Raw genomic sequence first — 23,041 nt, forward strand, 5'->3', positions numbered from 1 at the left:
GCCGGCATTGCCTTTTCGACAGGTCGCCACCATGGCTGTCAATTTCCCCTCGATTGATCCCGCACAACTTCATCCAGTCGCCGGCGTGACGCTCGGCTGGGCGGAAGCCAACATCCGCAAGCCCAATCGCAAGGACGTCCTGGTGATCTCCGTCGATGAAGGCGCGAGCGTCGCGGGCGTGTTCACGCTCAACCGTTTCTGCGCCGCGCCGGTGACGGTGTGCCGCGAGCATCTCGCGAAGGTGCGCGCGGGGGGCAAGGGGATCCGTGCGCTGGTGATCAACACCGGCAACGCGAACGCGGGCACCGGCGAGCCGGGCCTCGTGAACGCGCGCGAGACCTGCGACGCGCTCGCGCGCCTCGCGGGCATCGAGCCCTCGCAGGTGCTGCCGTTCTCGACCGGCGTGATTCTGGAGCCGTTGCCAATCGACCGTCTGAAGGCGGGGCTGCCCGCCGCGCTCGCGAACCGCAAGGAAGCGAACTGGTACGACGCCGCGCAGGCGATCATGACGACCGACACGCTGCCGAAGGCCGTTTCGCGCCAGGTCACGATCGACGGCCACACGGTCACGCTCACGGGCATCAGCAAGGGGGCGGGCATGATCAAGCCGAACATGGCGACCATGCTCGGCTTCCTCGCGTTCGACGCGAACGTCGCGCAGCCGGTGCTCGACGAGCTCGTGAAGTACGTGGCCGACCGCTCGTTCAACTGCATCACGATCGATGGCGATACCTCGACCAACGACTCGTTCATCCTGATCGCCTCGGGCAAGTCGAGCCTGCCGGCGATCACCTCGACCGATTCGCCCGCTTATGCCGCGCTGCGCGACGCCGTGACCGAAGTCGCGCAAACGCTCTCGCAACTGATCGTGCGTGACGGCGAAGGCGCGACCAAGTTCATGACCGTGCAGGTCGAAGGCGGCAAGGACGTGGCCGAGTGCCGCCAGATCGCCTACGCGATTGGCCACTCGCCGCTCGTGAAGACGGCGTTCTACGCGTCCGATCCCAACCTGGGCCGCATTCTGGCCGCCATCGGCTATGCGGGCGTGACGGATCTCGATGTCGAAAAGATCGACCTCTATCTCGACGACGTGCTCGTTGCCAAGGCGGGCGGGCGCAACCCCGAATACCGCGAGGAAGACGGCCAGCGCGTGATGAAGAAGAGCGAGATCCTGATCCGCGTGCTGCTCGGCCGCGGCGATGCGCAGGCCACGGTCTGGACCTGCGATCTCTCGCACGACTATGTGAGTATCAACGCCGACTATCGGTCCTGATACGGGTCCTAACTGCGGCTCGCGACCGCGCTTCTATAGGCGGTCCTGACCGCGATTCCTGATTGCAAGCTCGATTCCCATGGACAAGCTCGAACAGTTTTTGACCCGCGCCGAAGCGTTGCTCGGCCGCCTTGAAGCCGTGCTGCCGCCGTCCGCGCCCGAAGTCGACTGGAGTGCGGCCGTCGCGTTCCGCTGGCGCAAGCGCCAGGGCCGCGGGTTCCTGCAGCCGGTACCGGCCATCTCGACGATCTCGCTCGACGACCTGCAGAACATCGACCGGCAGAAAGACCTCATCGACCGCAACACGCGGCAGTTCGTGCAGAAGAAGCCCGCGAACAACGTGCTGCTGACGGGCGCGCGTGGCACCGGCAAGTCGTCGCTCATCAAGGCCTGCCTGAACGCGTACGCGAAAGACGGCCTGCGCCTGATCGAAGTCGACAAGGACGATCTGCACGATCTCGGCGATATCGTCGACCTGATCTCGAAGCGCCCCGAGCGCTTCATCGTGTTCTGCGACGACCTCTCGTTCGAAGAGGGCGAGTCGGGCTACAAGGCGCTGAAGGTGGCGCTCGATGGCTCCGTGGCCGCGCAGTCGGACAATGTGGTGATCTATGCGACCTCGAACCGCCGCCATCTGCTGCCCGAGTACATGAGCGACAACGAGTCGTACAAGCACATGCCCGACGGCGAGATTCATCCGGGCGAAGTGGTGGAAGAGAAGATTTCGCTCTCCGAGCGCTTCGGCCTTTGGGTGAGCTTCTATCCGTTCAAGCAGGACGACTATCTGACGATCGTCGGCCACTGGCTGCGCCACTTCGGTTGCGGCGACGCCGAAGTCGAGTCGGCGCGCGGCGACGCGCTCGTCTGGGCGCTCGAGCGCGGCTCGCGCTCGGGCCGCGTGGCGTGGCAATTCGCGCGCGACTGGTCGGGCAAGAAGGCGCAAGAGGCATGAGCGATCAGGTGAAGGACCCGGCTGCGCCGGCGCGTCCGGTGACGGAAGTCGCCGTGGGCGTGCTGGTGCAGCCCGACGGCCGCTATCTGCTGGCCCAGCGCCCCGAAGGCAAGCCCTATGCGGGCTACTGGGAGTTCCCGGGCGGCAAGCTGGAAAAGGGCGAGTCCGTCGAGGCCGCACTGGCGCGCGAACTGCACGAGGAACTGGGGATCGACGTGACAGCGTGCCATCTGTGGCATACGCTCGAGCACGATTACCCGCATGCCTATGTGCGGCTCTACTTCTGCAAGGTCACGGAGTGGACCGGCGAGCCGCATGGCCGCGAAGGGCAGGCGTTCGTCTGGCAGTCGCTGCCCGCGAGTGTCGAGCCGCTGCTGCCCGCGACGATTCCTGTGCTGGAGTGGCTGGCGGCGGAGTGAGCCTGCCTCCGTTCCAGAAAGACGAAAGCCGCTGAGCGACAACGCGCAGCGGCTTTTTTTACGTCTCGCGCGCAAGCGTGAGACGGCGAGTGGCGACGGCGGACGCGCTTACTGGCGCGTGTCCGTGGGCGGCGCCTCATCATCGGGCGGCGTATCTTCTTCGTTGCCGCCGATCCGATACTTTTCGGCGGCCCAGGCGCCGAGATCGATTTGTTTGCAGCGTTCGGAGCAGAACGGGCGGAAGCGGTTTTCCGGCACCCAACGGACATCCTTGCCGCAGGTGGGGCATTTGACAACGGTGGTCATTCGGTCGAACGGTCTGTGGGTCTGTGACTTGGTGCCGCCTCGCATGGCGGCGCCGAGATTCGCAAAGAATAGCAAACAACGCAGCGCGTCAGCAGGCGCGCAATTCGCGTGCCTTCACGGGCTGTACCTCACGGGCTGACCCTCACAGGCTGCACAGCGTGAGCTGAAACGGTACGTCCTGATCGACGGCACGCGGACGCAGATCGCCGTCCTGCACGGTGAAGCGCACCCAGAGCATGTACTTGTTGGCGCTCGCTTCGGGAATGACGCGCAATTCCGGTGCCACGCGCACCTGCATCAGCTGATACGTGCGGCCCGAAAGCATCTGCTGATAGCTGCCCTGCATGGCCATCACCTTCGATGCCTGACCGGACTCGCGCGCAAGACGCAGCACGATGCTCGCGGCGTCGCGCAGCGGCAGGAGCGGCGTGACCCACTTGGCGATATCCTGGCGGCGCTGATCGGGGTGCAACTGCTGCCATGCGTAGTACGAAGGCAAATCGAACTTGCAGGTGCCGCCCGGAATGATGGCGCGGCTACGGATGCTGGTGAGCCATTCGTTGTCCGCAAGATGCTGGCCGGTCTTGCCCTGCATCTGCGTGAGACCTGCGAGCGTCTGCTCGATCTCGCCGAGGACGGCTTCGAGTGCGTTCTGTTCGATGCCGGGATTGCCGCGGAACGGTGCGAGCGTCTGACGTTGCCTTTCGAGTTCCTTCATGAGGTCCGACTTGAGGTCGGCGCGGCCAGCGACTTCCGCGATTTCGAAGAGCGTCGTGAGCGCAACGTGATGTTCCCTCGGATCCTCCTGGGTCAGGAAAAACGTGAAGCGCTCGAAAAGATCTTCGAGGCGCAGCAGCGTCCGGATTCGCTCGTTGAAGGGATACTCGTAAAGAATCAAGCGCGCTCGCCTCGGACGTGGTCGGTAAAGGATTGCAGCACATTCTAATGCCGCGAGTCTGCGGTCGCAATCGCACGCAGCCCGTGCCCGCGCCTAATTCAGGGCATTTTCCTGACGAATGCCGCAGCCCTGTACCGCGAAGTGCCGTGAAACGGCGAACCCCGCCGCGCCGCGCGCCGCGTGCGCTTTGACCAGCGCTTTTACCCTTCGTTACGCGCGTGACAGTGCGAGGTAGCGCTCGTGCAGCGTTTGGACATCCTGAGCGAGTGTTTCGAGCGTGGCGCCGTCGTTGACGATCACGTCGTCGGCGGCGGCAAGGCGTGCTTCGCGCGTGGCCTGGCGTGCGATGATCGCGAGCACCTGTTCGCGCGTGAAGCCGTTACGGCGCATCACGCGTGCGATCTGCGTTTCCACGCTGCAATCCACGGCGAGCACGCGATCGACACGTGTTTTCCAACTGCCGGATTCAACGAGTAGCGGCACCACGACGATCACGTAAGGGCCGTTGGCCTCGCGCGTTTCGCGCTCGGTTTCGGCACGAATCAGCGGGTGCGTGATGGCTTCGAGGCGGTTGCGCGCCGACTCGTCGCCGAACACGAGCGCGCGCATGCGTGCGCGGTCCATGGAGCCGTCGGCGGCGACGAATTCAGGGCCGAATTGCGCGGCGATCGCGGCCATGGCCATACCGTGCGGCGCGGTGATGCGGTGCGCGATCACATCCGTGTCGACGAGCGGCACGCCGCGCGCCGCGAACAGGTCCGCGACAGTGGATTTGCCGCTGCCGATACCTCCAGTCAATCCGACCGCAATCATCGGTCAATTCCCCCACGCAAAGACAGCATAAAGCGGTGTGCCCGCAAACAGCGTGACGAGTGCGCCCGCAGCGAGATACGGCCCGAAGGGCAGCGGCTCTTCGAAGCGCATGCGTCCGCTCAAGGTGGCGGCGAGGCCGATCACGGCACCGGTGACCGCGGCGATCACGACGATCTGCGGCAGCGCGGTCCAGCCGAGCCAGGCGCCGAGCGCCGCGAGCAGCTTGAAGTCGCCGTGTCCCATGCCTTCGACGCCGCGCAGTAACTTGAACAGCCAGTAGACGCACCAGAGTGCGAGATAGCCCGCCACGGCGCCAATTACGGCGGTGTGCAGATCGGTGAACGTTTCCGCGAGATTCACGAGCAGGCCGGCCCAGATCAGCGGCAGCGTGATCGCGTCGGGCAGCAGTTGATGTTCGAGGTCGATGGCGCTCGTTGCGATGAGCGTCGCGCACAGCGCGAACGCAGCAAGTGCCTTGCCAGTAGGGCCAAACGCGAGCAATGCACCGGCCGCGCACACTGCGCCAGCGAGTTCGATCAGCGGGTAGCGCACGCTCACGCGCGAGCCGCACTGCGAGCAGCGGCCACGCAGCGCGAGCCAGCTTGCAACGGGAATGTTTTCCCACACGCGCAACACGTGACCGCAATGTGGGCAGGCGCTGCGTGGCAGCCACAGGTTGTAGCGGGCGGGCAGGCCGTCGGGTGCGCTGTCGTTTCCGAACAGCTCGCCGGTCGTAGGCGCGTGACCGAACGCCTCGGCGGCATCGGCGCGCCACGCGCGCTCGAGCATGATCGGCAGTCGATGCACGACCACATTCAGGAAGCTGCCGACGACAAGACCGATCACGATCGCGAAGCCCATCAGCATCCCGGGCGGCAGCGCGCCGATGGCGGCGGCGAAGGAGGCGGCCGTATCGATGGACGTTGCCGGCGCAAGCGACGCGGCACGGGCAGTCGAATCCATCATGGAAGACGCGGGTGCAGCAGCGGCGGCGGACGAAAGGAGGACGGACATGAGTGGAGAACCGTAATCTGGCAGCGATGCTACACCACGTTGCCGAGTTGAATGATGGGAAGATACATGGCGACGACGAGGCCGCCGACCAGCGCGCCGAGCACCACGATCACGAGCGGCTCGCACAGGCTTGCGACGAGTGCGATCTTTTCGTCCACCTGACGGTCGGCGAGCGCGGCCACGTCGAGCAGCATGGCGTCGAGCGCGCCCGACTCCTCGGCGACCGCAACGGGCTGGATCACGTCCGCGGGAAAGCAGCCGGCTGAGCGCATGGCCGAGGCGAGCCGTTCGCCATGCCGCAGCCGCGCGCTGATATTGGCGCTCGCGGCGTCGAAGAAGGCGTTGCCGCTGGCATGCGTAAGCGAGTCGAAGGCATCGGCGAGCGGCGTGCCGGCGGCGAGCAGTGTGCCGAGCGCGCGGCTCCAGCGTGCGGCGCACTGCGTAGTTAGCAGCGCGCCCACGAGCGGCAGGGCGAGCACGATGCGCCCGAACCTGAGGCGCGCCGCTTCGGAGCGCCGCAACAGCGAGTGCAGGGCGAAAGTGGCGCTGGCGGCGCAGCCGGCGGCGGGGACGCTCCAGCGTGCGGCGGCAGCCGAGAGCATCAGCACGAACTGAGTGGGGGCGGGCAGCGCCGCGCCGAAGCCTTCGAAGATCTGCTTGAAGGTGGGCACGACCCAGACCAGCAGCGCCGCCGTAATGGCGAGTGCGAGCAGCAGCACCGCGACCGGGTAGGTGAGCGCCGCGCGTACCTTGGCGCGTTGCGCGGCGGCGCGCTCACGGTCGTCGGCGATGCGTGCGAGTACGGCGGCGAGCGCGCCTGAGGCCTCGCCGACAGCCACGAGCTGGCAGTAGAGCGGGCCGAACCGTGAAGGATGCTGCGCGAGCGAATCGGAAAAGCGCATGCCCGCCGTGATCTCGCGCGCGAGCGTGGCGGCGATGCGGGGCAGGCCACGCGGTCCTGGTGCCTGGGCGAGCAGTTCGAGCGCGCTCGCGAGCGGCAAGCCGGCGCGCAGCAGACTGGCGAGCTGACGCGTGAAGCGCGTGATGTCCGCCTGGCTCGCGCGCGGCTGCGGAGCCGGGCCGCGCCGCTCGAGCGCAGTGGCGGTGATGCGCTCGCGCTTGAGCACGCTACGCGCTGCCGCGGCATCGAAAGCGATCAGCACGCCGCTTCGCGTTGCGCCTGCCGCGTCGAGGCCACGCCAGGCGAAGCGCCAGTCGGACGCGGGCTGCGCGCGCTTCACGATGGCGTGTCCGTTGCGCAGAGCGCTTCGGCGAGGCTCGTCGTGCCGTCGCGCACGCGGGCGAGCGCCGCGTCGCGCAGCGTGGCCACGCCTTCCGTGCGGGCCTGGCGCGCAATCTCGTGCGCGCTGCGTTGCGCGACGATCAGCTCGCGCATGGCGGTGCTGACCGGCATCACTTCATGTATGCCAACCCGCCCGCGGTAGCCGATGCCGTGGCATGACTCGCAGCCGCGCGCAACAAAGGGCCGCGACGTTTGCGGTGCTTCGCCCTCGTCGTTGTCGAGACCGGCCGCACTGAGCGCCGCAGCCGATTCGTCGGATCTCACGCGGCACTTCGCACACAAGCGCCGCACGAGCCGCTGTGCCGTGACGAGCCGCAACGCCGCGGCGAGGTTATATGGTTCGACGCCGATGTCGATGAGCCGCGCGACCGCCGCGGGCGCGTCGTTCGTATGCAGGGTGGAGAGCACGAGGTGGCCGGTTTGTGCCGCCTTGACCGCGACACTGGCGGTTTCTTCGTCGCGGATCTCGCCGATCATGATGACGTCCGGATCCTGGCGCAGCAGCGCGCGCAACGCCAGCGCGAAGGTGAGCCCGGCCTTCTCGCGCACGTTGACCTGATTGATGCCGGCGAGCTGAATTTCCGCGGGATCCTCGACGGAGCACAGATTGCGCGACGCGTTGTTGAGCATCTGCAGAAAGCAATAGAGCGAGAGCGTCTTGCCACTGCCGGTCGGGCCCGTGACCAGCACGAGCCCGTGCGGTGCGCCAATCGCCGCACCGAGCGTTTGCTGCTGCGGTTGATCGAGGCCCAGCGCGGCGAGCGAGAGGTCGGCAGGCAAGGCTTCGAGCCGGCGCAGCACGAGCTTTTCTCCGTGCAGCGTAGGCAGCGAGTTCACACGATAGTCCTCGTGCGCCTGCGTTTCGCCGCGCGGCGAGAGCCGCAGGCGCCCGTCCTGGGGAATGCGGCGCTCGGCAATGTCCATGCGCGCGAGCACCTTGATGCGCGTGACGAACGCATCGCGCAGGTGCGCTGGCGGCCGCGCGCTCTCGTGCAGCACGCCGTCGATGCGCAGGCGGATGCGCCAGCCGTGTTCGAGCGGCTCGATATGCAGATCGGAGGCGTTGCGGCGCGCGGCTTCGCGCAGCGTCTCGGCGAGCAGGCGCACGGCCGGTGCGTCGTCGGGCGCAATGGAGGCAGGTGCGGAGGCTGGCGCAGCAAGGCCGCTGCGCACGGCGCCACCGGTAGTCGCGCCGTCGGTGACAAGCGCTGCACAGGCACGCGCACCGTGCGTGGCATGCGTACTGGAACGATCAGGAATGGAAAACATCGATTGCCGGCCCGAAGCCGCCGTGAGCGAGAGACGGCTTCATCATCGGCTGGCGCGGGAGTGCGCGCCATTCAGCCGAACGGCTAGCGCCTGTTATTAGTGTGAACAGGCCCTAGCGCCCCGGCAGCAGCTTCTTCGCCTTCTTCAGCGCCCCTGTGGCTTTGTTCGGCTTGGTGCCCGGCTTGAACAGCTTGACCGTGCGCACCGCCTGATCGTCGCTGCGCAGCACTTCGAGTTTCACGTCGCCAATCTGCACGCATACGTCGCCTTCGGGAATCTCCTCGAGCACTTCCAGGATGAGGCCGTTGAGCGTCTTCGGGCCGTCTGTCGGCAGCTTGATGTGCAGCCAGCGATTGAGCTCGCGCAAGGGCATGCTGCCCGGCACGATGCACTCGCCCTGATCGTTCCAGCCGCCGCGCCCGGTGCCGCTGCGCGGCATGGTGCTCGTGAATTCACCGATCAGTTCTTCGATGATGTCCTCGGGCGTGACGAGTCCTTCCATTTCGCCGTATTCGTTCACGACGAGCGCAATGCGATGCCGGCTTTCCTGGAAGTACTGAAGCTGCTGGAACGCGGGCGTGCCGGTGGGCACGAAGTACGGCTCGGCGAGCAGCTCGCGCAGCGTCTCGCGCTCGAAGTCCTGGTTGTGCAGCGCAGCCAGCGTCTTGCGCACGTGCAGCACGCCGAGCACGCGGTCGATGTCGCCTTGATAGACGACGAGCTTGTTGTGATAGCAAGTTTCGAGCTGATGCAGGATGTCGTCGAGCGGCGCGTCGTAGTCGAGCGCCTCGATGCGCCGGCGCGGAATCATCACATCGTCGACGGTGATGTTCTCGAGATCGAACAGGTTGAGCAGGATGCTGCGGTGCTTGGTGGGCATGAAGCTGCCCGACTCGAGCACGATGGTGCGCAGCTCCTCGGTCGAGAGCCGCTGCTCGTGCGCCTTGCTCGTGTTGATGTGCAGCACGCGCAGGATGCCGTTCGCGAACATGTTCACGAACCAGATGAGGGGCTTGGTCACGCGCATGAGCGGCGCGATCAGCAGGCTCGCCGGCAGCGCGATCTTCTCGGGGAAGGTGGCGCCGACAATCTTCGGCGTGATCTCCGCAAACACGATGATGAGGAACGCGACGATGCCGGTCGCAATCGAGAGCACCAGACTGTTGTGACCGAACGTGTGCAGCGCGATCGAGGTGGTCAGGACCGGGATGATGGTGTTGAAGAGGTTATTGCCGATCAGGATGACCGAGAGCAGCAGGTCGGTGCGCGCGAGGAGCTTCTGCGTGGTCTTCGCGCCCAGCGTGCCGTGGTTCGCGAGATATTTCAGCCGATGGCGATTGAGCGCCATCATCGCCGTTTCGGAGATGGAGAAGAAGCTGGAGCAGATGAGCAGGACGAAGATGGCGCAAATCTGCGCCCATAAAGGGAGGTGGTCCACGCGTCGAGAAAGAGAGGGGAGCGGATGAGGAAACTATAACAGAGGGGTGCGGGCGCACCGGCGCATGCGCTGGCCGTACGGATAAGGCATACGGAGGCTTGGGCGAAACGGCTTCCGGACGACGAGCGCAGGCGAAAAAAAAGCCGCGCAATCATGCGCGGCTTTTTCCGAAATTCTGGTCGGGGTGAGAGGATTCGAACCTCCGGCCTCTACGTCCCGAACGTAGCGCTCTACCAGGCTAAGCTACACCCCGAATTTACTGCTGGACTCTCAAACTCGCTTCGTCTTCTTCAAGACTGGCGCGTCGTCGAGTAAGAACATAATTCTAGCAGGCTCTCTTTGTATTGGGAAGAGGGAAATGACGAAATTGCTGCGGCAGCTGCCTGAGCCTCGGCCTTCGCGCATTGCAGCGTGTGATCGAGCGCACCCGAACGCGTGATGGCCGCGAAGATTTCGTCGAAGCGCGCCGTGCCGCCTTGCTCGATTGCCTCGCGCGCGAGCGCTGCCTCAGCGGCCGTGCCGTGCTCGATCAGCCAGATGAGCGGCAGGGTGGGCTTGCCTTCGCGCAGATCGTCGCCGGCGTTCTTGCCCATCGATTCCGCAGTGCCGGCGTAGTCGAGCCAGTCGTCCATGATCTGGAATGCCGTGCCGATGCGACGGCCATATTCCGCCGCCGCTTCTTCCGTGCGCGCATCCGCCCCCGAAAGCACCGCGCCCAGTTGCGCCGCCGCCTCGAACAGCTTGGCCGTCTTGTAGCGGATCACCTGCATGTAGCGGCCGGTGTCGACGTCGGCGTCGTGCATGTTCAGCAGCTGGAGCACTTCGCCTTCGGAGATGATCGTCGTGGCCGCCGAGAGGATCTCCATCACGCGCATCTTGCCCACGCCCACCATCATCTCGAACGAGCGCGAATACAGGTAGTCGCCCACCAGCACGCTTGCGGCGTTGCCGAACAGGGCGTTGGCCGTCTGGCGGCCGCGCCGCAGGTCGGATTCGTCGACGACGTCGTCGTGCAGCAGCGTGGCCGTATGGATGAACTCGACGACGGCCGCGAGTACATGGCGATGCGCGCCACGGTCGCCGAGCGCGCCGGCTACGAGCAGCAGCAGGGCCGGGCGCAGCCGCTTGCCGCCCGCACCGATGATGTACTCGGAGATCTGGTTGATCAGCATCACCTCGGACGCCAGACTCTGCCGGATGACACGGTTGACCTGCTCCATGTCACTGGCGATGGGCGCGAGCAGGGTGGCTGCGCTGGGGGAATGGGTGGCGGTGGACGACATGATGGCAAATATAGGTAGTGCCGCGGATTATAAGGCGAATCGGCGGCGCGCCGGACGCTGCCCTGCCGTTTGGCCAGGGTTTCCTCGATGCTTCCCTCTATTCGGTGCGCATTGCGCTGCGCGATGTGAGGTGCGATGGGGGGGGGCCGCGCCCCGCGAGGCGGGCTTCGCGCCGGGCGGCCGGCGGGCGTTGAGCGGCCTTGTCAATACCTTTTGACCGCGCAGCTAACTCTATGTATAATCTAAGGTTTCCTGGCGCGCAGTGCGCCCGGAATTATTGAAGAGTGAGGTTCTCAATGTACGCGGTCATAAAAACCGGTGGCAAGCAGTACAAGGTTGCCGTTGGCGAAAAACTTAAAGTAGAACAGATACCGGCTGACATTGACGCAGAAATCACGCTCGACCAGGTTCTCGCAGTAGGCGAAGGCGAATCGATTAAGTTCGGTACGCCGCTGGTCAGTGGGGCTTCCGTCAAGGCCACCGTTGTGTCGCAAGGCCGACACGCCAAAGTGACGATCTTCAAGATGCGTCGCCGGAAGCACTACCAGAAGCATGGCGGCCACCGCCAGAACTACACCGAACTGCGCATCGACGCGATCAACGCGTAAGCGCACGCTGGTAAAGGAGCAAACAAATGGCACACAAAAAGGCAGGCGGGTCGTCACGTAACGGCCGCGACTCAGAGTCGAAACGACTTGGCGTCAAGGTGTTCGGCGGCCAGGCAATCCTCGCAGGCGGCATCATCGTTCGCCAGCGCGGCACGCGCATGCACCCGGGCCTGAACGTCGGCATCGGCAAGGACCACACGCTCTTCGCGCTGGTCGACGGCCACGTCTCGTTCACGACCAAGGGCGCAGCGAACAAGCACACGGTCAACGTCGTCCCGGCAGCGGCCTAAGTACTAGCGCCCGTTCGCAATCGACGCAAAGAAAGCCCCGCGAAGTTTGCGGGGCTTTTTGTTTATGCGCTTGCCTTGCTGGAGCAATCGGCAGTTCGGCCCTGGCCACATGGCCCAGGCCGTCCAGCCAGGTTGGCCGGCGCGGCGGCTGCGGGCAAAATAACGACATTCACGGGACGGAGTTACTCATGAAGTTCATTGACGAAGCGAAGATCGAAGTCATCGCCGGCGATGGGGGCGATGGCAGCGCGTCGATGCGACGCGAGAAGTTCGTCCCGTTCGGCGGGCCGGACGGTGGTGACGGCGGGCGTGGCGGCAGCGTGTATGCGCTGGGTGACCGCAACATCAACACGCTCATCGACTACCGCTATACGAAGAAGCACCTCGCGCGCAACGGCGAAAACGGCCGCGGCTCGGACTGCTACGGCAAGGGCGGCGACGACATCACGCTGCGCATGCCGGTGGGCACGGTCATCACGGATCTCGACACGGGCGAGCTGATCGCCGACCTGACCGAGCACGACCAGCGCGTGATAGTCGCGAAGGGCGGCGCGGGCGGCCTCGGCAACCTGCATTTCAAGTCGTCCACCAATCGCGCGCCGCGCCAGAAGACCGACGGCAAGCCCGGCGAGCGCCGCATGCTCAAGCTCGAGCTCAAGGTGCTGGCCGACGTCGGCCTGCTCGGCATGCCGAATGCGGGCAAGTCTACGTTCATCTCCTCGGTGTCCAACGCCAAGCCGAAGATCGCCGACTACCCGTTCACGACGCTCGCGCCGAACCTGGGCGTGGTGCGTGTGGGCCCGAGCAAGAGCTTCGTGATCGCCGATATTCCGGGCCTGATCGAAGGCGCCGCCGAAGGCGCGGGCCTCGGCCATCAGTTCCTGCGCCATCTGCAGCGCACCAACCTGCTGCTGCATCTTGTCGACCTCGCGCCGTTCGACGAAAGCATCGACCCGGTTGCGGAAGCGAAGGCGATCGTCGAAGAGCTGCGCAAATACGACGAGACGCTCTACGAAAAGCCGCGCTGGCTCGTGCTGAACAAGCTCGACATGGTGCCCGCGGAAGAGCGCGCGGCGCGTGTCGCCGACTTCGTGAAGCGTTTCGAATGGGACGGTCCGGTTTTCGAAATCTCGGCGCTCACCGGGCAGGGCTGTGAGAATCTTTGCTACGCGGTCTACGACTACATCTCCGCGCATTCGGACGCGCGCCGCGCGGCCGAAGCCGAGGATCTCGCTTCCGACGTGCGCTTTCGCGAGGGCGCCCAGGGCCAGAACGATCAGGGCGCCGCGCAGCCGCAGGAATAAATCGCCGTACGCGCCGGTGTGCGGGCCGCGCCGGCAGCGTCAAGGAAACCTCACGCGTCATCAGTCATTTGGGGAGACAGCGCAGCATGCGTTCCGTCATCGCCGATTCCCGGCGTCTGGTAGTGAAAGTCGGTTCGAGCCTCGTCACGAACGATGGTCGTGGGCTCGATCACGCGGCCATCGGCCGCTGGGCCGCGCAGATCGCGGCGCTGCGCGCGCAAGGCAAGGAGGTGGTGCTCGTGAGCTCGGGCGCCATCGCCGAAGGCATGCAGCGCCTTGGCTGGACGAAGCGCCCGCGCGAGATCGACGAGCTGCAGGCCGCCGCCGCGGTTGGCCAGATGGGGCTCGCGCAGGTCTACGAGAGCCGCTTTGCGGAGCATGATATCCGCACCGCGCAGATCCTGCTCACGCACGCCGACCTGGCCGACCGCGAGCGCTATCTGAACGCGCGCTCCACGCTGCTCACGCTGTTGCGCCTCGGCGTGGTGCCGATCATCAACGAGAACGACACCGTGGTCACCGACGAAATCAAGTTCGGCGACAACGACACGCTCGGCGCGCTGGTGGCGAACCTGATCGAAGGCGACGCGCTCGTCATCCTCACCGATCAAACGGGCCTCTACACCGCAGACCCGCGCAAGAATCCGTCCGCCACGCTCGTGCAGGAAGCCGACGCGGGCAAGCCCGAGCTCGAGGCGATGGCTGGCGGCGCGGGTTCGAGCATCGGCCGCGGCGGCATGCTCACGAAGATTCTCGCGGCCAAGCGCGCAGCGCATAGCGGCGCGAACACCGTGATCGCGAGCGGTCGCGAGGCCGACGTGCTGGTGCGGCTCGCCAACGGCGAGGCGATCGGCACGCAGCTCATCGCGCGCACCGCGCGCATGGCCGCGCGCAAGCAATGGATGGCCGATCACCTGCAGGTGCGCGGCCACGTCGTGATCGACGACGGCGCCGTGCAGAAGCTCACGGCGGACGGCAAGAGCCTGCTGCCCATCGGTGTGGTCGGCGTGCAGGGCGCCTTCGCGCGCGGCGAGGTGATTGCGTGCCTGAACGGCGCGGGCCGGGAAGTCGCACGCGGGCTCACCAACTACAGCAGTGCCGAAACCAAGCTCATCCAGCGGCGTCCGAGCGGTGAGATCGAGAGCATCCTCGGCTACATGCTGGAGCCGGAGCTCATTCACCGCGACAATCTCGTGCTGATCTGAGCGCGTACGCATCTGCGCTTGGCAGAGGCGTTCTCTAGATGACAAAAAGCCGCAGCGGTCCTCGACCGTTGCGGCTTTTTTCCTGGTCCTCAGGCTCGCGCGGCCCGAGGTCGCACGAGCGTCCGGGAGTCAGTGCACGAGCGACGACTGCGTGCGTCCGTAGCGCAGGTTCTCGACGATCGTCGCAGCCTTCGCGACCGGCATCTTGTTCGCGCAGAAGTAGTCCTGATAAAGCGTCGAGTGATAGGCATTGAGCGTGCCGTTCTCGATGCGCGACCAGTCGTTCGCCACGGTCTGGTCCCAGCCGTTGTGATCGGCGTTCAGGCTCGCGTAGAGGCGCCACTCGTAGGTATCGCAGCGGATCCCTTCGTAGTTGATGTTGCGTGCACCGTTCGGGCTCGTGATGACGATCGTGTAGCGCACGACGCCGTCGGTGCCCACGGTGAGCGAGGCCGGATCGATCGAGAACTTCAGCGGGGTATTGTTCGAGACGTCGAAGCCGAGCAGCTTCGAATCGGCCTGCGGCAGCGCCGGCAGTCCTTCGAGCTTGTTTTCCTGCCAGTTGCCCTTGCGATCGAACAGGTAGACGAAAGTGCTGTCGTCCTTGTTGGTGGGGCCAGAGCTGCCGCAACCGGCCAGCAGGACGCTACTTGCGGCCGCGGCGCACACCGCGGCAAGAGCCAATCGTTTCAAATTGATATTCCTTCGATGCTCGGGCGCTGCGCGAGAGGAAAGCGCAGCGCCACGGATGCGAACCTCCGCGCGCGGCGTCGCGCACGATGTGCGTGGCGCCGGCGATGCCGGTCCGGGCGTTCAGTGCGACGTCGCGAGCCTTGCCTGTCTTACCGTTGCTCGCCCGGCGCAGGCTCGATCATACTCCCCGCCGCACCGCAGTCGCTTTCTAGCGCGGTCTGGCTCGCGGCATCGGCAAGCGACGGCTCGAGCTGCACCGCTTCGGCGTGCGCTGAAGTGACGATGCGCGGATAGCGCACCTCATGACCGTGCACGCTGCCGCCACGTGCGGTGCGCGGCATGGCCGGGCGCCGCAGGAAGCGCGACAGCTCGGTCAGCGCGAGCTGATAGACGTCGCGCTTGAACTCGATGACCGCTTCGAGCGGCACCCAGTATTCGTTCCAGCGCCACGCATCGAACTCGGGATGCTCCGTCGCCCGCAGGCAGATATCGCAGTCGCGCCCGACCATGCGCAGTAGAAACCAGATCTGTTTCTGACCGCGATAATGGCCGCGCACTTCGCGCTTGATGAACTTGTCCGGCACCTCATAACGCAACCAGTCGCGCGTGCGACCGACGATCTTGACGTGCTCCGGATGCAAACCGGTTTCTTCGTGCAACTCCCGATACATTGCCTGCATGGGGGTCTCACCATATTTGATGCCCCCTTGCGGAAACTGCCAGGAATGTTCGCGAACCCGCTTGCCCCAAAACACCTCGTTTCGCGCGTTCAAGAGGATGATGCCGACGTTCGGGCGAAACCCCTCACGATCCAGCATACAACCACCTTCGAATCCTTTAAAATTGCTTTGATTATAAACAGATAACGGCCCTTCCGCACCCGATGGCCATCCGCGCCCCGGAACATTGGACCGCGCATTGGACCGATTTGCGAAGCGCGAGCAAATCGCGCTGGCCGCAAGGCCGTCCAATGTCATCTGCGCGGCGCCTTGAGCGTTGTCATAATGTCGGGTCTGTGAACTCCACCGTTGGACACTTTCGGGCGGCCCATCACCGGGCCGCCGCCTTTGGAAAACTCTGAATGAAAGCCTCCCGTTTCTTTATCGGCACCCTGAAGGAAGCGCCGGCTGACGCCGAAATCGTCAGCCACAAGTTGATGGTCCGCGCGGGCATGATTCGCCGCGTCGCGGGCGGCATCTACAACTATCTGCCGATCGGCTTGCGCTCGATCCGCAAGGTCGAGCAGATCGTGCGCGAGGAAATGAACCGCGCCGGCGCGATCGAGCTCCTGATGCCGGCCGTGCAGCCGGCCGAGCTCTGGCAGGAATCGGGTCGCTGGGAGCAATACGGGCCAGAACTGCTGCGCTTCAAGGACCGCAAGCAGAGCGACTTCGTCATGGGGCCGACGCACGAGGAGGTCGTCACCGACATCGCGCGCGGCCAGATCAAGAGCTATCGCCAGCTGCCGGTGAACTTCTATCAGGTCCAGACCAAGTTCCGCGACGAAATCCGTCCCCGCTTCGGCGTGATGCGTGGCCGCGAGTTCATCATGAAGGACGCGTATTCGTTCGATAAGGACGTCGACGGCCTGAAGCTCTCGTATCAGAAGATGTACGACGCCTACGTGCGCATCTTCACGCGCCTGGGCCTGCATTTCCGCGCGGTCGCGGCCGACAACGGCTCGATCGGCGGCAGCGGCTCGCACGAATTCCACGTGATCGCCGAAACCGGCGAAGACGACATCGCCTATTGCCCGACTTCGGAATTCGCGGCCAACGTCGAAGCCGCCGAAGCGCTGCCGCTCATCGCGACGCGCGGCGCGGCCACCGAGCCGCTCACGAAGACCCCGACGCCGGGCGCGGCGAAGTGCGAGGCAGTTGCCGAGATGCTCGGCATTCCGCTCGAGCGCACCATCAAGTCGATCGTGCTGGCAACAGAGAACGAAGGCGCCGAGCCCACGATCTGGATGCTGATGCTGCGCGGCGACCACGACCTGAACGAGATCAAGGCGGGCAAGCTCGAAGGCCTCGCGGGCTTCCGCATGGCGACCGAAGCCGAGATCGTCGAGTGGTTCGGCACGCCGCCGGGCTACCTCGGGCCGCTGAACACGAAGAAGCCCGTGAAGGTGATCGCCGACCGCACCGTCGCGAACATGAGCGACTTCGTGGTGGGCTCGAATGTCGTCGACTTCCACACCACGGGCGTGAACTGGGGCCGCGACCTGCCGGAGCCGGTCGTCGCCGACATCCGCAACGTGAAGAAGGGCGACCCCTCGCCGGACGGCAAGGGCGTGCTCGACATCTGCCGCGGCATCGAAGTGGGCCACGTGTTCCAGCTCGGCACCAAGTACTCCGATGCAATGGGCGCGACCTGCCTCGCCGAGAACGGCAAGCCCGCACCCATGCAGATGGGCTGCTACGGCATCGGCATCACGCGTATCCTCGGTGCCGCGATCGAGCAGAACTTCGACGACAAGGGCATCATCTGGCCGGAATCGATCGCGCCGTTCCAGGTCGTGGTCTGCCCGATGGGCATGGACCGCAGCGAGCTCGTGCGCGAGCACGCCGAGCGCGTCTACGACGAACTGCTGAAGGCTGGCGTGGACGTGATCCTCGACGACCGCGGCGAGCGTCCGGGCGTGATGTTCGCCGACTGGGAGCTGATCGGCGTGCCGCATCGTCTCGTGATCGGCGAGCGCGGCTTGAAGGAAGGCAAGATCGAGTACCAGGGTCGCCGCGATGCCGAAGCAACGCTGCTGCCGGCCGAAGAGGCCGCGCAGTCGGTGGTGCAGAAGATCCAGGCCGCACTCGCCATCTGATGCCGATGCCGATGGCCAATCTGAGCTAAAGGAGCGCCGCGAACGTGGAATATAGCTTCCTGTCCGCGACGGTCCTGCTGGTGCTCATTACCGATCCGCTCGGCAACATCCCGCTGTTCATCGGGTGTCTGCATCATGTGGCGCCGGAGCGCCGCGTGATCGTGATCCTGCGCGAAGTGGCGATCGCATTCGTGATCCTGCTCGTCTTCATGGTGGCCGGCAACGCCTTCCTGAGGATGATGGGGCTCACGGATACGTCGCTGCGCATCGGCGGCGGCATCGTGCTGTTTCTGATCGCGTTGCGCATGATCTTCCCGCATCCGGGCGGGCCGTTCGGCGGCAGCGACAAGGGCGGCGAGCCGCTCATCGTGCCGCTCGCGATTCCGGCGCTCGCGGGGCCGTCGGCGCTCGCCACGGTCATGCTGCTCACCTCGCAGGCGCCGGGCAAGCTGCTCGAGTGGATTGGCGCGCTGGTCGTGACGATGGCGATCTGCGCTATCGTGCTGGTGCTCGCGGAGCGTATCCAGCAATGGCTCGGCGAGCGCGTGGTGACGGCCTTCGAGCGGCTGATGGGCCTCGTGCTCGTGGCGATTTCGGTGGAGATGATCCTCGCGGGGATCAGCGCGTTCGTGCATCACCTCTGACGTCGTCGCCTCGCGCAGGAGACAAAAAAAGCAGCCCGCGGGCTGCTTTTTTCATGGTGTTTCCAGATTGCCGATGCCGCGTCAGGCAGCGCATCGAGCGCATCAAGCGCCTTCGGTCAGCGCCCGGATGGTCGGCAGATTGCGCCAGTAACCCTTCGCGTCCATGCCGCAGCCGAACACGTAGCGATCCGGCACCGAAAAACCGCAGTAGTCCGGATGCAGCGGCTTGGCCTTCGGGATGATCTTTTCGCACAGCACCGCCGAGAGGAAGCGCTTCGCGCCCATCGCGAGGATGCGGTCGCGGATCGCGGCCATGGTCTCGCCTTCATCGAGGATGTCGTCGAGCACGAGCACGACGCGGTCCTTCACCGATTCGCGCGGCGCCACGCGCCACTGCATTTCCGCGCTGCCCTTGATGGCGTTGCGATAGCGCGTGAGGTGGATGTAGTCGAACTCGAGCGGGAAGTCCAGATGCGGCAGCAGCATGCCGGTGAACACGGCGGCGCCGCCCATCACCGACAGCACGAGCGGAAAGTCCTCGCTGATCTCGGCGCGGATGGCTTCGGCCATCTGGCCGATCGACGCATTGACGTCGCGCTCCGAAACGATCTCTTCGGAGTGGCGGAAAATGTGGAGAGCTTCTTCGCGATTCATGACTCTGGCGGGGCAGTGGCTGTAGCTATTCAGTTTGGAAAATAACGGCGGCGCGCGCTACAGCAAAAACCCGCGCATGATAAGTCCAGTTCGCGCGCCGTGTCGTGGCGTGTCGTGTCGAACCTTGGGGACCGCCCGTGCGCGAAGCGACGCGCGGCCCGCCAGATCGGCACACTCACCCATCAGCGCATGCCGGGCATCATGCCCTTCATGCCGCGCATCATCTTCTGCAGATTGCCGCCCTTCAACTTCTTCATCATGGTGCGCATCTGGTCGTACTGGTTCAGAAGGCGGTTGACCTCCTGGACCTGCACGCCCGCGCCGGCCGCGATGCGGCGCTTGCGCGTGGCCTTGATGAGCTCGGGCTTGGCGCGCTCGGCGGCCGTCATCGAATTGATGATGCCTTCCATGCGGCGCATCTGCTTCTCGGCCTGGCCCATATCGGCGCCCGAGGCGGCTTGCTGGAACTGTGCGGGCAGCTTGTCCATGAGCGAGGAGAGGCCGCCCATCTTCTTCATCTGCGAGAGCTGCGCGCGGAAATCGTTGAGGTCGAAGTCGCCGCCCTTCTTGACCTTGTCGGCGAGCTTCTGCGCGGCTTGCACGTCCACGCCGCGCTGTGCTTCCTCGACGAGCGCGAGAATGTCGCCCATGCCGAGAATCCGGTTCGCCATGCGCTCCGGATAGAACACTTCGAGGCCGTCGAGCTTTTCCGCGACGCCGACGAACTTGATCGGCTTGCCGGTGATGTGGCGCACGGAAAGCGCCGCGCCGCCGCGCGAGTCGCCGTCGAGCTTGGTGAGCACGACGCCGGTGAGGGGCAGGGCGTCGTTGAACGCCTTGGCCGTGTTGACCGCGTCCTGGCCGAGCATCGCGTCCACGACGAAGAGCGTCTCCGCCGGCTTGAGCGAGGCGTGCAGCGCGGCGATCTCGTTCATCATCGCCTCGTCGATACCGAGGCGGCCGGCCGTGTCGACGAGCAGCACGTCGTGATAGTGGCGCTTGGCCCAGTCGACCGCGGCATTGGCGATGTCGACGGGTTTTTGATCGGGTTGCGAGGGGAAGAAGTCGGCGCCGACCTGCTCCGTGACCGTCTTGAGCTGCGCGATAGCGGCAGGGCGGTAGACGTCGCAGGAAACGGTGAGCACCTTCTTCTTGTACTTCTCGCGCAGGAGCTTGGCGAGCTTGCCGACCGTGGTGGTTTTACCGGCGCCCTGGAGGCCCGCCATCAGGATGACCGCGGGCGGCGTGACCGCGAGATCGAGCTCGACGGCCTTGCCTTCGTAGTCGCCGCCGATCACGGCGGTCAGCTCGCGCTGCACCACGCCGACGAGCGCCTGGCCAGGCGAGAGACTGGCGATCACTTCCTCGCCGAGCGCCTTTTCCTTCACCTTGGCGATGAACTCGCGCACGACGGGCAGCGCCACGTCCGCTTCCAGCAGCGCGAGGCGCACCTCGCGCAACATTTCCTGCGTGTTGGCCTCGGTCAGCCGGGCCTCGCCGCGCAGCGTCTTGACGACGCGCGCCATCCGTTGAGTGAGATTGTCGAGCATGGGGAGCGGTGAGCAGTGCGGCCCGGCACGTGCGCGCGGAGGCGGGAATCGAGGGCGATTCGTCGCGATCCGTCGTTCTGAGGGGGCCTATAGTAAACTTCGAACATGGATATTGTACTGTATGCCCTCACCGTGCTCCTGTACGGCGGTTTGTGCGCCGCCGACTGGCGGGCATTGCGCCGCGCGAGCGTCGCGCCGCTCTTTGGCAGCGTGCCGCCGGTTCCGGTGACGGTTGCCGCGGGCGCACCGGGCGTGCCCGCCGGTTCGGGCGATGGCGCGCCGCGCGCGCGCAACTTTGGCCCGCTTTCTCGCGGGCTGCTCTTCGTCGCGCTCGCCGCGCACGGCGTGCTGCTGCACATGACGATCTTCCCCGCCAACGAAATGGTGTTCGGCTTCGCGTTTGCGTTGTCGGCCATGTTCTGGCTCGGGGCGGTGATCTACTGGATCGAGAGCTTTTTCTTTGCGCTAGACGGGCTGCGTTTGCTGTTGCTGCCGCTCGCTGCGTTTGCGTCGATCCTGCCGCTCGTGTTCGGCGGCGTGCGCGTGCTCCCGTACGCGGCCGCGCCGATGTTCAAGCTGCACTTCGTCATCGCCAACGTCGCCTACGGGCTGTTCGCAATCGCCGCGCTGCACGCGGTGCTGATGCTCGCGGTGGAGCGCCGTTTGCATGCGCTCAAGGGCGCCGGGTTCCAGCGCAACGTCGGTGGTCGTGGCAACGGCGCTGGCAACCGCGGCGGCAACGGCGGCGGTCATCTCGGCGGCGGCTGGCTGTCGAACTGGATCGAGACGCTGCCGCCGCTCCTCACGATGGAGAAGCTGCTGTTCCGCCTGATCGGTGCGGGCTTCGTGCTGCTCACGGCCACGTTGGTCTCGGGCATCGTGTTCAGCGAGCAACTGATCGACCGCCCGCTCTCGCTCGATCACAAGACCGTGTTCGCGATCCTCTCGTGGCTGATGTTCGGCTCGCTGCTCTCCGCGCGCAAGATTTCCGGCTGGCGCGGCCGTGCCGCGCTGCGCTGGGTGATCGCGTCGTTCGTTGCGCTTCTGCTCGCGTATGTGGGCAGCCGCTTCGTGTTCGAGGTGCTGTTGCACCGTCCCGTTGTCTGAGGCGCTCGCCTTTTCGCTGGCGTACAGATTCACACGCTGATTCGCGCTGATTGGCGCTGATTCCATGAGACAGATTCTTCTCCTGATCCTGCTGTTCCTCGTCGGACAGTGGTTCTTCAAGTCGCTGCGCAACTCGCAGCATTCGCGTCCCGGCGCCGATCCGCGGCAAGGCGGCTCAGGCGCGTGGCGCCCGGGCAGCGGCGCTGCGGGCGGTCCTTTCGGTACGAATGGTCCGGGCGCTTCGGCTGGTAGTGCGGCTGGCAAAGGCGCGCTACCCGAGCCGATGGTCCGTTGCGCCGAGTGCGGCGTTCACGCGCCGCGCAGCGAATCGGTGAGCGTGGGCGTGCAGAGCTTCTGCTGCGCCGAGCACGCACGCGCCTACGACGCGCGCAAGACTGGCCAGGACCGTCCCGCGCGATGAGTGGAGCGCCGTCCTCCGGGTCGCCCGCGCTCGAAGTCGATGCACAGGGCTGGGTGGCCGCTGCGCGCCACCTGCCCACGCCTAACTTCGAAGCGCGTCCCGCCGGCGCGGTGCCGACGCTCATCGTCGTGCACAACATCAGCCTGCCGCCTGACACCTTTGGCGGCCCCGAGATCGCCGACCTGTTCCTCAATCGCCTCGACTGCGACGCGCATCCGTATTTCGATGCGCATCTGCGCGGCGTGCGCGTCTCCGCGCACTTCGTGATTCATCGCGACGGCACGCTCGAGCAGTTCGTTTCGTGCGCGCAGCGCGCGTGGCATGCGGGTCTGTCCAGCTTCTTCGGGCGCGAACGCTGCAATGACTTCTCGATCGGCATCGAGCTCGAGGGCAGCGACACGCGCGCGTTCGAGCCCGCGCAATATGCGACGCTCGCGCCGCTCGTCAGGGCGCTCGCCGCGCACTATCCGATCGATGCGCTCGCGGGCCATTCGGATATCGCGCCGGGCCGGAAAACCGATCCCGGCCCGCATTTCGACTGGGCGCGTCTGCAGCGCGAGACGCAACTCGGCGATGCTTTCTTCCCGTACATCCACCCGCGCGCGTAGCGAACGACGAGCAAGACGAGCGCGACGCGTCGTCGTGACGCACACGAAGCGCAACTAAACGGAGCGCCTGACAACGCGCTAACCGTAGCGTTGCACATGGACTTTCTGGCGCACGAAAATTGACGTTTCGCCCAAATGCCCGCGCCGTCTGGGCTTCGCGCCGGAGCCGTC

Annotated in this window: 24 protein-coding genes and 1 tRNA gene; 12 read left to right on the forward strand and 13 right to left on the reverse strand. The window is 65.5% G+C overall.

What is annotated here, in order from left to right; all coding sequences use genetic code 11:
- The first annotated feature begins 31 nt into the window (after positions 1-31).
- The 3 genes from argJ (at position 32) to BO1_RS26365 (ending at position 2,644) form a co-directional block, all read left to right on the forward strand.
- Positions 32-1,273 carry a bifunctional glutamate N-acetyltransferase/amino-acid acetyltransferase ArgJ gene (gene argJ, locus BO1_RS26355; protein WP_028220115.1) on the forward strand — a complete coding sequence of 414 codons (1,242 nt, stop codon included), beginning with the start codon at positions 32-34 and terminating at the stop codon, positions 1,271-1,273.
- A 79-nt stretch (positions 1,274-1,352) separates the two neighbouring features.
- Positions 1,353-2,225, forward strand: a complete 873-nt coding sequence (locus BO1_RS26360; protein ID WP_028220116.1) for an ATP-binding protein — start codon at positions 1,353-1,355, stop codon at positions 2,223-2,225.
- The gene (locus tag BO1_RS26365; RefSeq protein WP_028220117.1) at positions 2,222-2,644 is read left to right on the forward strand and encodes an NUDIX domain-containing protein; all 423 of its coding nucleotides are present in this window, start codon (positions 2,222-2,224) and stop codon (positions 2,642-2,644) included. The genes BO1_RS26360 and BO1_RS26365 overlap by 4 nt, the downstream gene beginning before the upstream one ends.
- A 108-nt stretch (positions 2,645-2,752) precedes the next feature.
- On the opposite strand, the gene yacG is transcribed toward BO1_RS26365, so the two are convergent.
- From yacG to BO1_RS26410, 9 genes are all read right to left on the reverse strand, one after another.
- Positions 2,753-2,950, reverse strand: coding sequence for a DNA gyrase inhibitor YacG (gene yacG / locus BO1_RS26370; RefSeq protein WP_028220118.1), 198 nt, complete (start codon positions 2,948-2,950; stop codon positions 2,753-2,755).
- 142 nt (positions 2,951-3,092) lie between these two features.
- Positions 3,093-3,848 carry a cell division protein ZapD gene (gene zapD / locus BO1_RS26375; protein ID WP_028220119.1) on the reverse strand — a complete coding sequence of 252 codons (756 nt, stop codon included), beginning with the start codon at positions 3,846-3,848 and terminating at the stop codon, positions 3,093-3,095.
- 210 nt (positions 3,849-4,058) lie between these two features.
- Complete coding sequence (gene coaE / locus BO1_RS26380; RefSeq protein WP_028220120.1) at positions 4,059-4,661, reverse strand: dephospho-CoA kinase; 603 nt, start codon at positions 4,659-4,661, stop codon at positions 4,059-4,061.
- Positions 4,662-4,664: 3 nt separating this feature from the next.
- Positions 4,665-5,627, reverse strand: a complete 963-nt coding sequence (locus tag BO1_RS26385; protein WP_174490609.1) for a prepilin peptidase — start codon at positions 5,625-5,627, stop codon at positions 4,665-4,667.
- A 77-nt stretch (positions 5,628-5,704) separates the two neighbouring features.
- The gene (locus BO1_RS26390; protein WP_028220122.1) at positions 5,705-6,916 is read right to left on the reverse strand and encodes a type II secretion system F family protein; all 1,212 of its coding nucleotides are present in this window, start codon (positions 6,914-6,916) and stop codon (positions 5,705-5,707) included.
- A complete protein-coding gene (locus BO1_RS26395; RefSeq protein ID WP_084688198.1) occupies positions 6,913-8,247 on the reverse strand; it encodes a GspE/PulE family protein in 1,335 nt (444 codons plus the stop codon). The genes BO1_RS26390 and BO1_RS26395 overlap by 4 nt, the downstream gene beginning before the upstream one ends.
- 112 nt (positions 8,248-8,359) lie before the next feature.
- Positions 8,360-9,685: an HlyC/CorC family transporter gene (locus tag BO1_RS26400; protein WP_028220124.1), complete on the reverse strand. Its 1,326-nt coding sequence runs from the start codon at positions 9,683-9,685 to the stop codon at positions 8,360-8,362.
- A 176-nt stretch (positions 9,686-9,861) separates the two neighbouring features.
- Positions 9,862-9,938, reverse strand: a tRNA-Pro gene (locus tag BO1_RS26405).
- Between the two features lie 37 nt (positions 9,939-9,975).
- Complete coding sequence (locus BO1_RS26410; RefSeq protein ID WP_028220125.1) at positions 9,976-10,968, reverse strand: polyprenyl synthetase family protein; 993 nt, start codon at positions 10,966-10,968, stop codon at positions 9,976-9,978.
- 296 nt (positions 10,969-11,264) lie between these two features.
- On the opposite strand from BO1_RS26410, the gene rplU reads away from it, so the two are divergent.
- The 4 genes from rplU to proB all read left to right on the forward strand — a co-directional run bounded on the left by rplU (position 11,265) and on the right by proB (position 14,375).
- Positions 11,265-11,576, forward strand: coding sequence for a 50S ribosomal protein L21 (gene rplU / locus BO1_RS26415; protein WP_007180329.1), 312 nt, complete (start codon positions 11,265-11,267; stop codon positions 11,574-11,576).
- Positions 11,577-11,602: 26 nt separating this feature from the next.
- The gene (rpmA, locus tag BO1_RS26420) at positions 11,603-11,866 is read left to right on the forward strand and encodes a 50S ribosomal protein L27 (RefSeq protein ID WP_028220126.1); all 264 of its coding nucleotides are present in this window, start codon (positions 11,603-11,605) and stop codon (positions 11,864-11,866) included.
- 188 nt (positions 11,867-12,054) lie between these two features.
- Positions 12,055-13,170: an Obg family GTPase CgtA gene (gene cgtA, locus BO1_RS26425; protein WP_028220127.1), complete on the forward strand. Its 1,116-nt coding sequence runs from the start codon at positions 12,055-12,057 to the stop codon at positions 13,168-13,170.
- An 86-nt stretch (positions 13,171-13,256) separates the two neighbouring features.
- Positions 13,257-14,375 carry a glutamate 5-kinase gene (gene proB, locus BO1_RS26430; protein ID WP_028220128.1) on the forward strand — a complete coding sequence of 373 codons (1,119 nt, stop codon included), beginning with the start codon at positions 13,257-13,259 and terminating at the stop codon, positions 14,373-14,375.
- 129 nt (positions 14,376-14,504) lie between these two features.
- Here the strand turns inward: proB and BO1_RS26435 are convergent, their stop codons facing one another.
- Positions 14,505-15,068 carry a CNP1-like family protein gene (locus BO1_RS26435; protein ID WP_028220129.1) on the reverse strand — a complete coding sequence of 188 codons (564 nt, stop codon included), beginning with the start codon at positions 15,066-15,068 and terminating at the stop codon, positions 14,505-14,507.
- A gap of 149 nt (positions 15,069-15,217) precedes the next feature.
- Positions 15,218-15,886, reverse strand: coding sequence for an RNA pyrophosphohydrolase (locus tag BO1_RS26440; protein ID WP_028220130.1), 669 nt, complete (start codon positions 15,884-15,886; stop codon positions 15,218-15,220).
- Between the two features lie 263 nt (positions 15,887-16,149).
- On the opposite strand from BO1_RS26440, the gene BO1_RS26445 reads away from it, so the two are divergent.
- The gene (locus BO1_RS26445; protein ID WP_028220131.1) at positions 16,150-17,886 is read left to right on the forward strand and encodes a proline--tRNA ligase; all 1,737 of its coding nucleotides are present in this window, start codon (positions 16,150-16,152) and stop codon (positions 17,884-17,886) included.
- Positions 17,887-17,930: 44 nt separating this feature from the next.
- A complete protein-coding gene (locus BO1_RS26450) occupies positions 17,931-18,530 on the forward strand; it encodes a MarC family protein (protein ID WP_028220132.1) in 600 nt (199 codons plus the stop codon).
- A 102-nt stretch (positions 18,531-18,632) separates the two neighbouring features.
- Here the strand turns inward: BO1_RS26450 and BO1_RS26455 are convergent, their stop codons facing one another.
- Both BO1_RS26455 and ffh read right to left on the reverse strand, forming a co-directional pair.
- Positions 18,633-19,184, reverse strand: a complete 552-nt coding sequence (locus tag BO1_RS26455; RefSeq protein ID WP_028220133.1) for a hypoxanthine-guanine phosphoribosyltransferase — start codon at positions 19,182-19,184, stop codon at positions 18,633-18,635.
- A 182-nt stretch (positions 19,185-19,366) separates the two neighbouring features.
- Positions 19,367-20,734 (reverse strand): signal recognition particle protein, encoded by a 1,368-nt coding sequence (gene ffh / locus BO1_RS26460; protein ID WP_028220134.1) that lies wholly within the window; start codon positions 20,732-20,734, stop codon positions 19,367-19,369.
- Positions 20,735-20,839: 105 nt separating this feature from the next.
- Between ffh and BO1_RS26465 the strand changes: the two genes are divergently transcribed.
- The 3 genes from BO1_RS26465 (at position 20,840) to ampD (ending at position 22,870) form a co-directional block, all read left to right on the forward strand.
- Entirely contained in the window at positions 20,840-21,841 is a 1,002-nt protein-coding gene (locus tag BO1_RS26465) for a cytochrome C assembly family protein (RefSeq protein WP_028220135.1), read from the forward strand.
- Between the two features lie 64 nt (positions 21,842-21,905).
- Positions 21,906-22,262: a PP0621 family protein gene (locus BO1_RS26470; protein WP_028220136.1), complete on the forward strand. Its 357-nt coding sequence runs from the start codon at positions 21,906-21,908 to the stop codon at positions 22,260-22,262.
- Entirely contained in the window at positions 22,259-22,870 is a 612-nt protein-coding gene (gene ampD / locus BO1_RS26475) for a 1,6-anhydro-N-acetylmuramyl-L-alanine amidase AmpD (RefSeq protein WP_028220137.1), read from the forward strand. The genes BO1_RS26470 and ampD overlap by 4 nt, the downstream gene beginning before the upstream one ends.
- Positions 22,871-23,041: the final 171 nt, after the last annotated feature.

The sequence above is a fragment of the Paraburkholderia oxyphila NBRC 105797 genome, from assembly GCF_000685075.1.
Lineage (GTDB): Bacteria > Pseudomonadota > Gammaproteobacteria > Burkholderiales > Burkholderiaceae > Paraburkholderia > Paraburkholderia oxyphila.

What these genes read in the sequence shown, in the direction of transcription:
- argJ (WP_028220115.1), top strand. Translation starts at nt 32, where the DNA reads ATGGCTGTCAATTTCCCCTCGATTGATCCCGCACAACTTCATCCAGTC.
- BO1_RS26360 (WP_028220116.1), top strand. Translation starts at nt 1,353, where the DNA reads ATGGACAAGCTCGAACAGTTTTTGACCCGCGCCGAAGCGTTGCTCGGC.
- BO1_RS26365 (WP_028220117.1), top strand. Translation starts at nt 2,222, where the DNA reads ATGAGCGATCAGGTGAAGGACCCGGCTGCGCCGGCGCGTCCGGTGACG.
- yacG (WP_028220118.1), bottom strand. Translation starts at nt 2,950, where the DNA reads ATGACCACCGTTGTCAAATGCCCCACCTGCGGCAAGGATGTCCGTTGG.
- coaE (WP_028220120.1), bottom strand. Translation starts at nt 4,661, where the DNA reads ATGATTGCGGTCGGATTGACTGGAGGTATCGGCAGCGGCAAATCCACT.
- BO1_RS26385 (WP_174490609.1), bottom strand. Translation starts at nt 5,627, where the DNA reads ATGATGGATTCGACTGCCCGTGCCGCGTCGCTTGCGCCGGCAACGTCC.
- BO1_RS26395 (WP_084688198.1), bottom strand. Translation starts at nt 8,247, where the DNA reads ATGTTTTCCATTCCTGATCGTTCCAGTACGCATGCCACGCACGGTGCG.
- BO1_RS26410 (WP_028220125.1), bottom strand. Translation starts at nt 10,968, where the DNA reads ATGTCGTCCACCGCCACCCATTCCCCCAGCGCAGCCACCCTGCTCGCG.
- rplU (WP_007180329.1), top strand. Translation starts at nt 11,265, where the DNA reads ATGTACGCGGTCATAAAAACCGGTGGCAAGCAGTACAAGGTTGCCGTT.
- rpmA (WP_028220126.1), top strand. Translation starts at nt 11,603, where the DNA reads ATGGCACACAAAAAGGCAGGCGGGTCGTCACGTAACGGCCGCGACTCA.
- cgtA (WP_028220127.1), top strand. Translation starts at nt 12,055, where the DNA reads ATGAAGTTCATTGACGAAGCGAAGATCGAAGTCATCGCCGGCGATGGG.
- proB (WP_028220128.1), top strand. Translation starts at nt 13,257, where the DNA reads ATGCGTTCCGTCATCGCCGATTCCCGGCGTCTGGTAGTGAAAGTCGGT.
- BO1_RS26440 (WP_028220130.1), bottom strand. Translation starts at nt 15,886, where the DNA reads ATGCTGGATCGTGAGGGGTTTCGCCCGAACGTCGGCATCATCCTCTTG.
- BO1_RS26445 (WP_028220131.1), top strand. Translation starts at nt 16,150, where the DNA reads ATGAAAGCCTCCCGTTTCTTTATCGGCACCCTGAAGGAAGCGCCGGCT.
- BO1_RS26455 (WP_028220133.1), bottom strand. Translation starts at nt 19,184, where the DNA reads ATGAATCGCGAAGAAGCTCTCCACATTTTCCGCCACTCCGAAGAGATC.
- ffh (WP_028220134.1), bottom strand. Translation starts at nt 20,734, where the DNA reads ATGCTCGACAATCTCACTCAACGGATGGCGCGCGTCGTCAAGACGCTG.
- BO1_RS26465 (WP_028220135.1), top strand. Translation starts at nt 20,840, where the DNA reads ATGGATATTGTACTGTATGCCCTCACCGTGCTCCTGTACGGCGGTTTG.
- BO1_RS26470 (WP_028220136.1), top strand. Translation starts at nt 21,906, where the DNA reads ATGAGACAGATTCTTCTCCTGATCCTGCTGTTCCTCGTCGGACAGTGG.
- ampD (WP_028220137.1), top strand. Translation starts at nt 22,259, where the DNA reads ATGAGTGGAGCGCCGTCCTCCGGGTCGCCCGCGCTCGAAGTCGATGCA.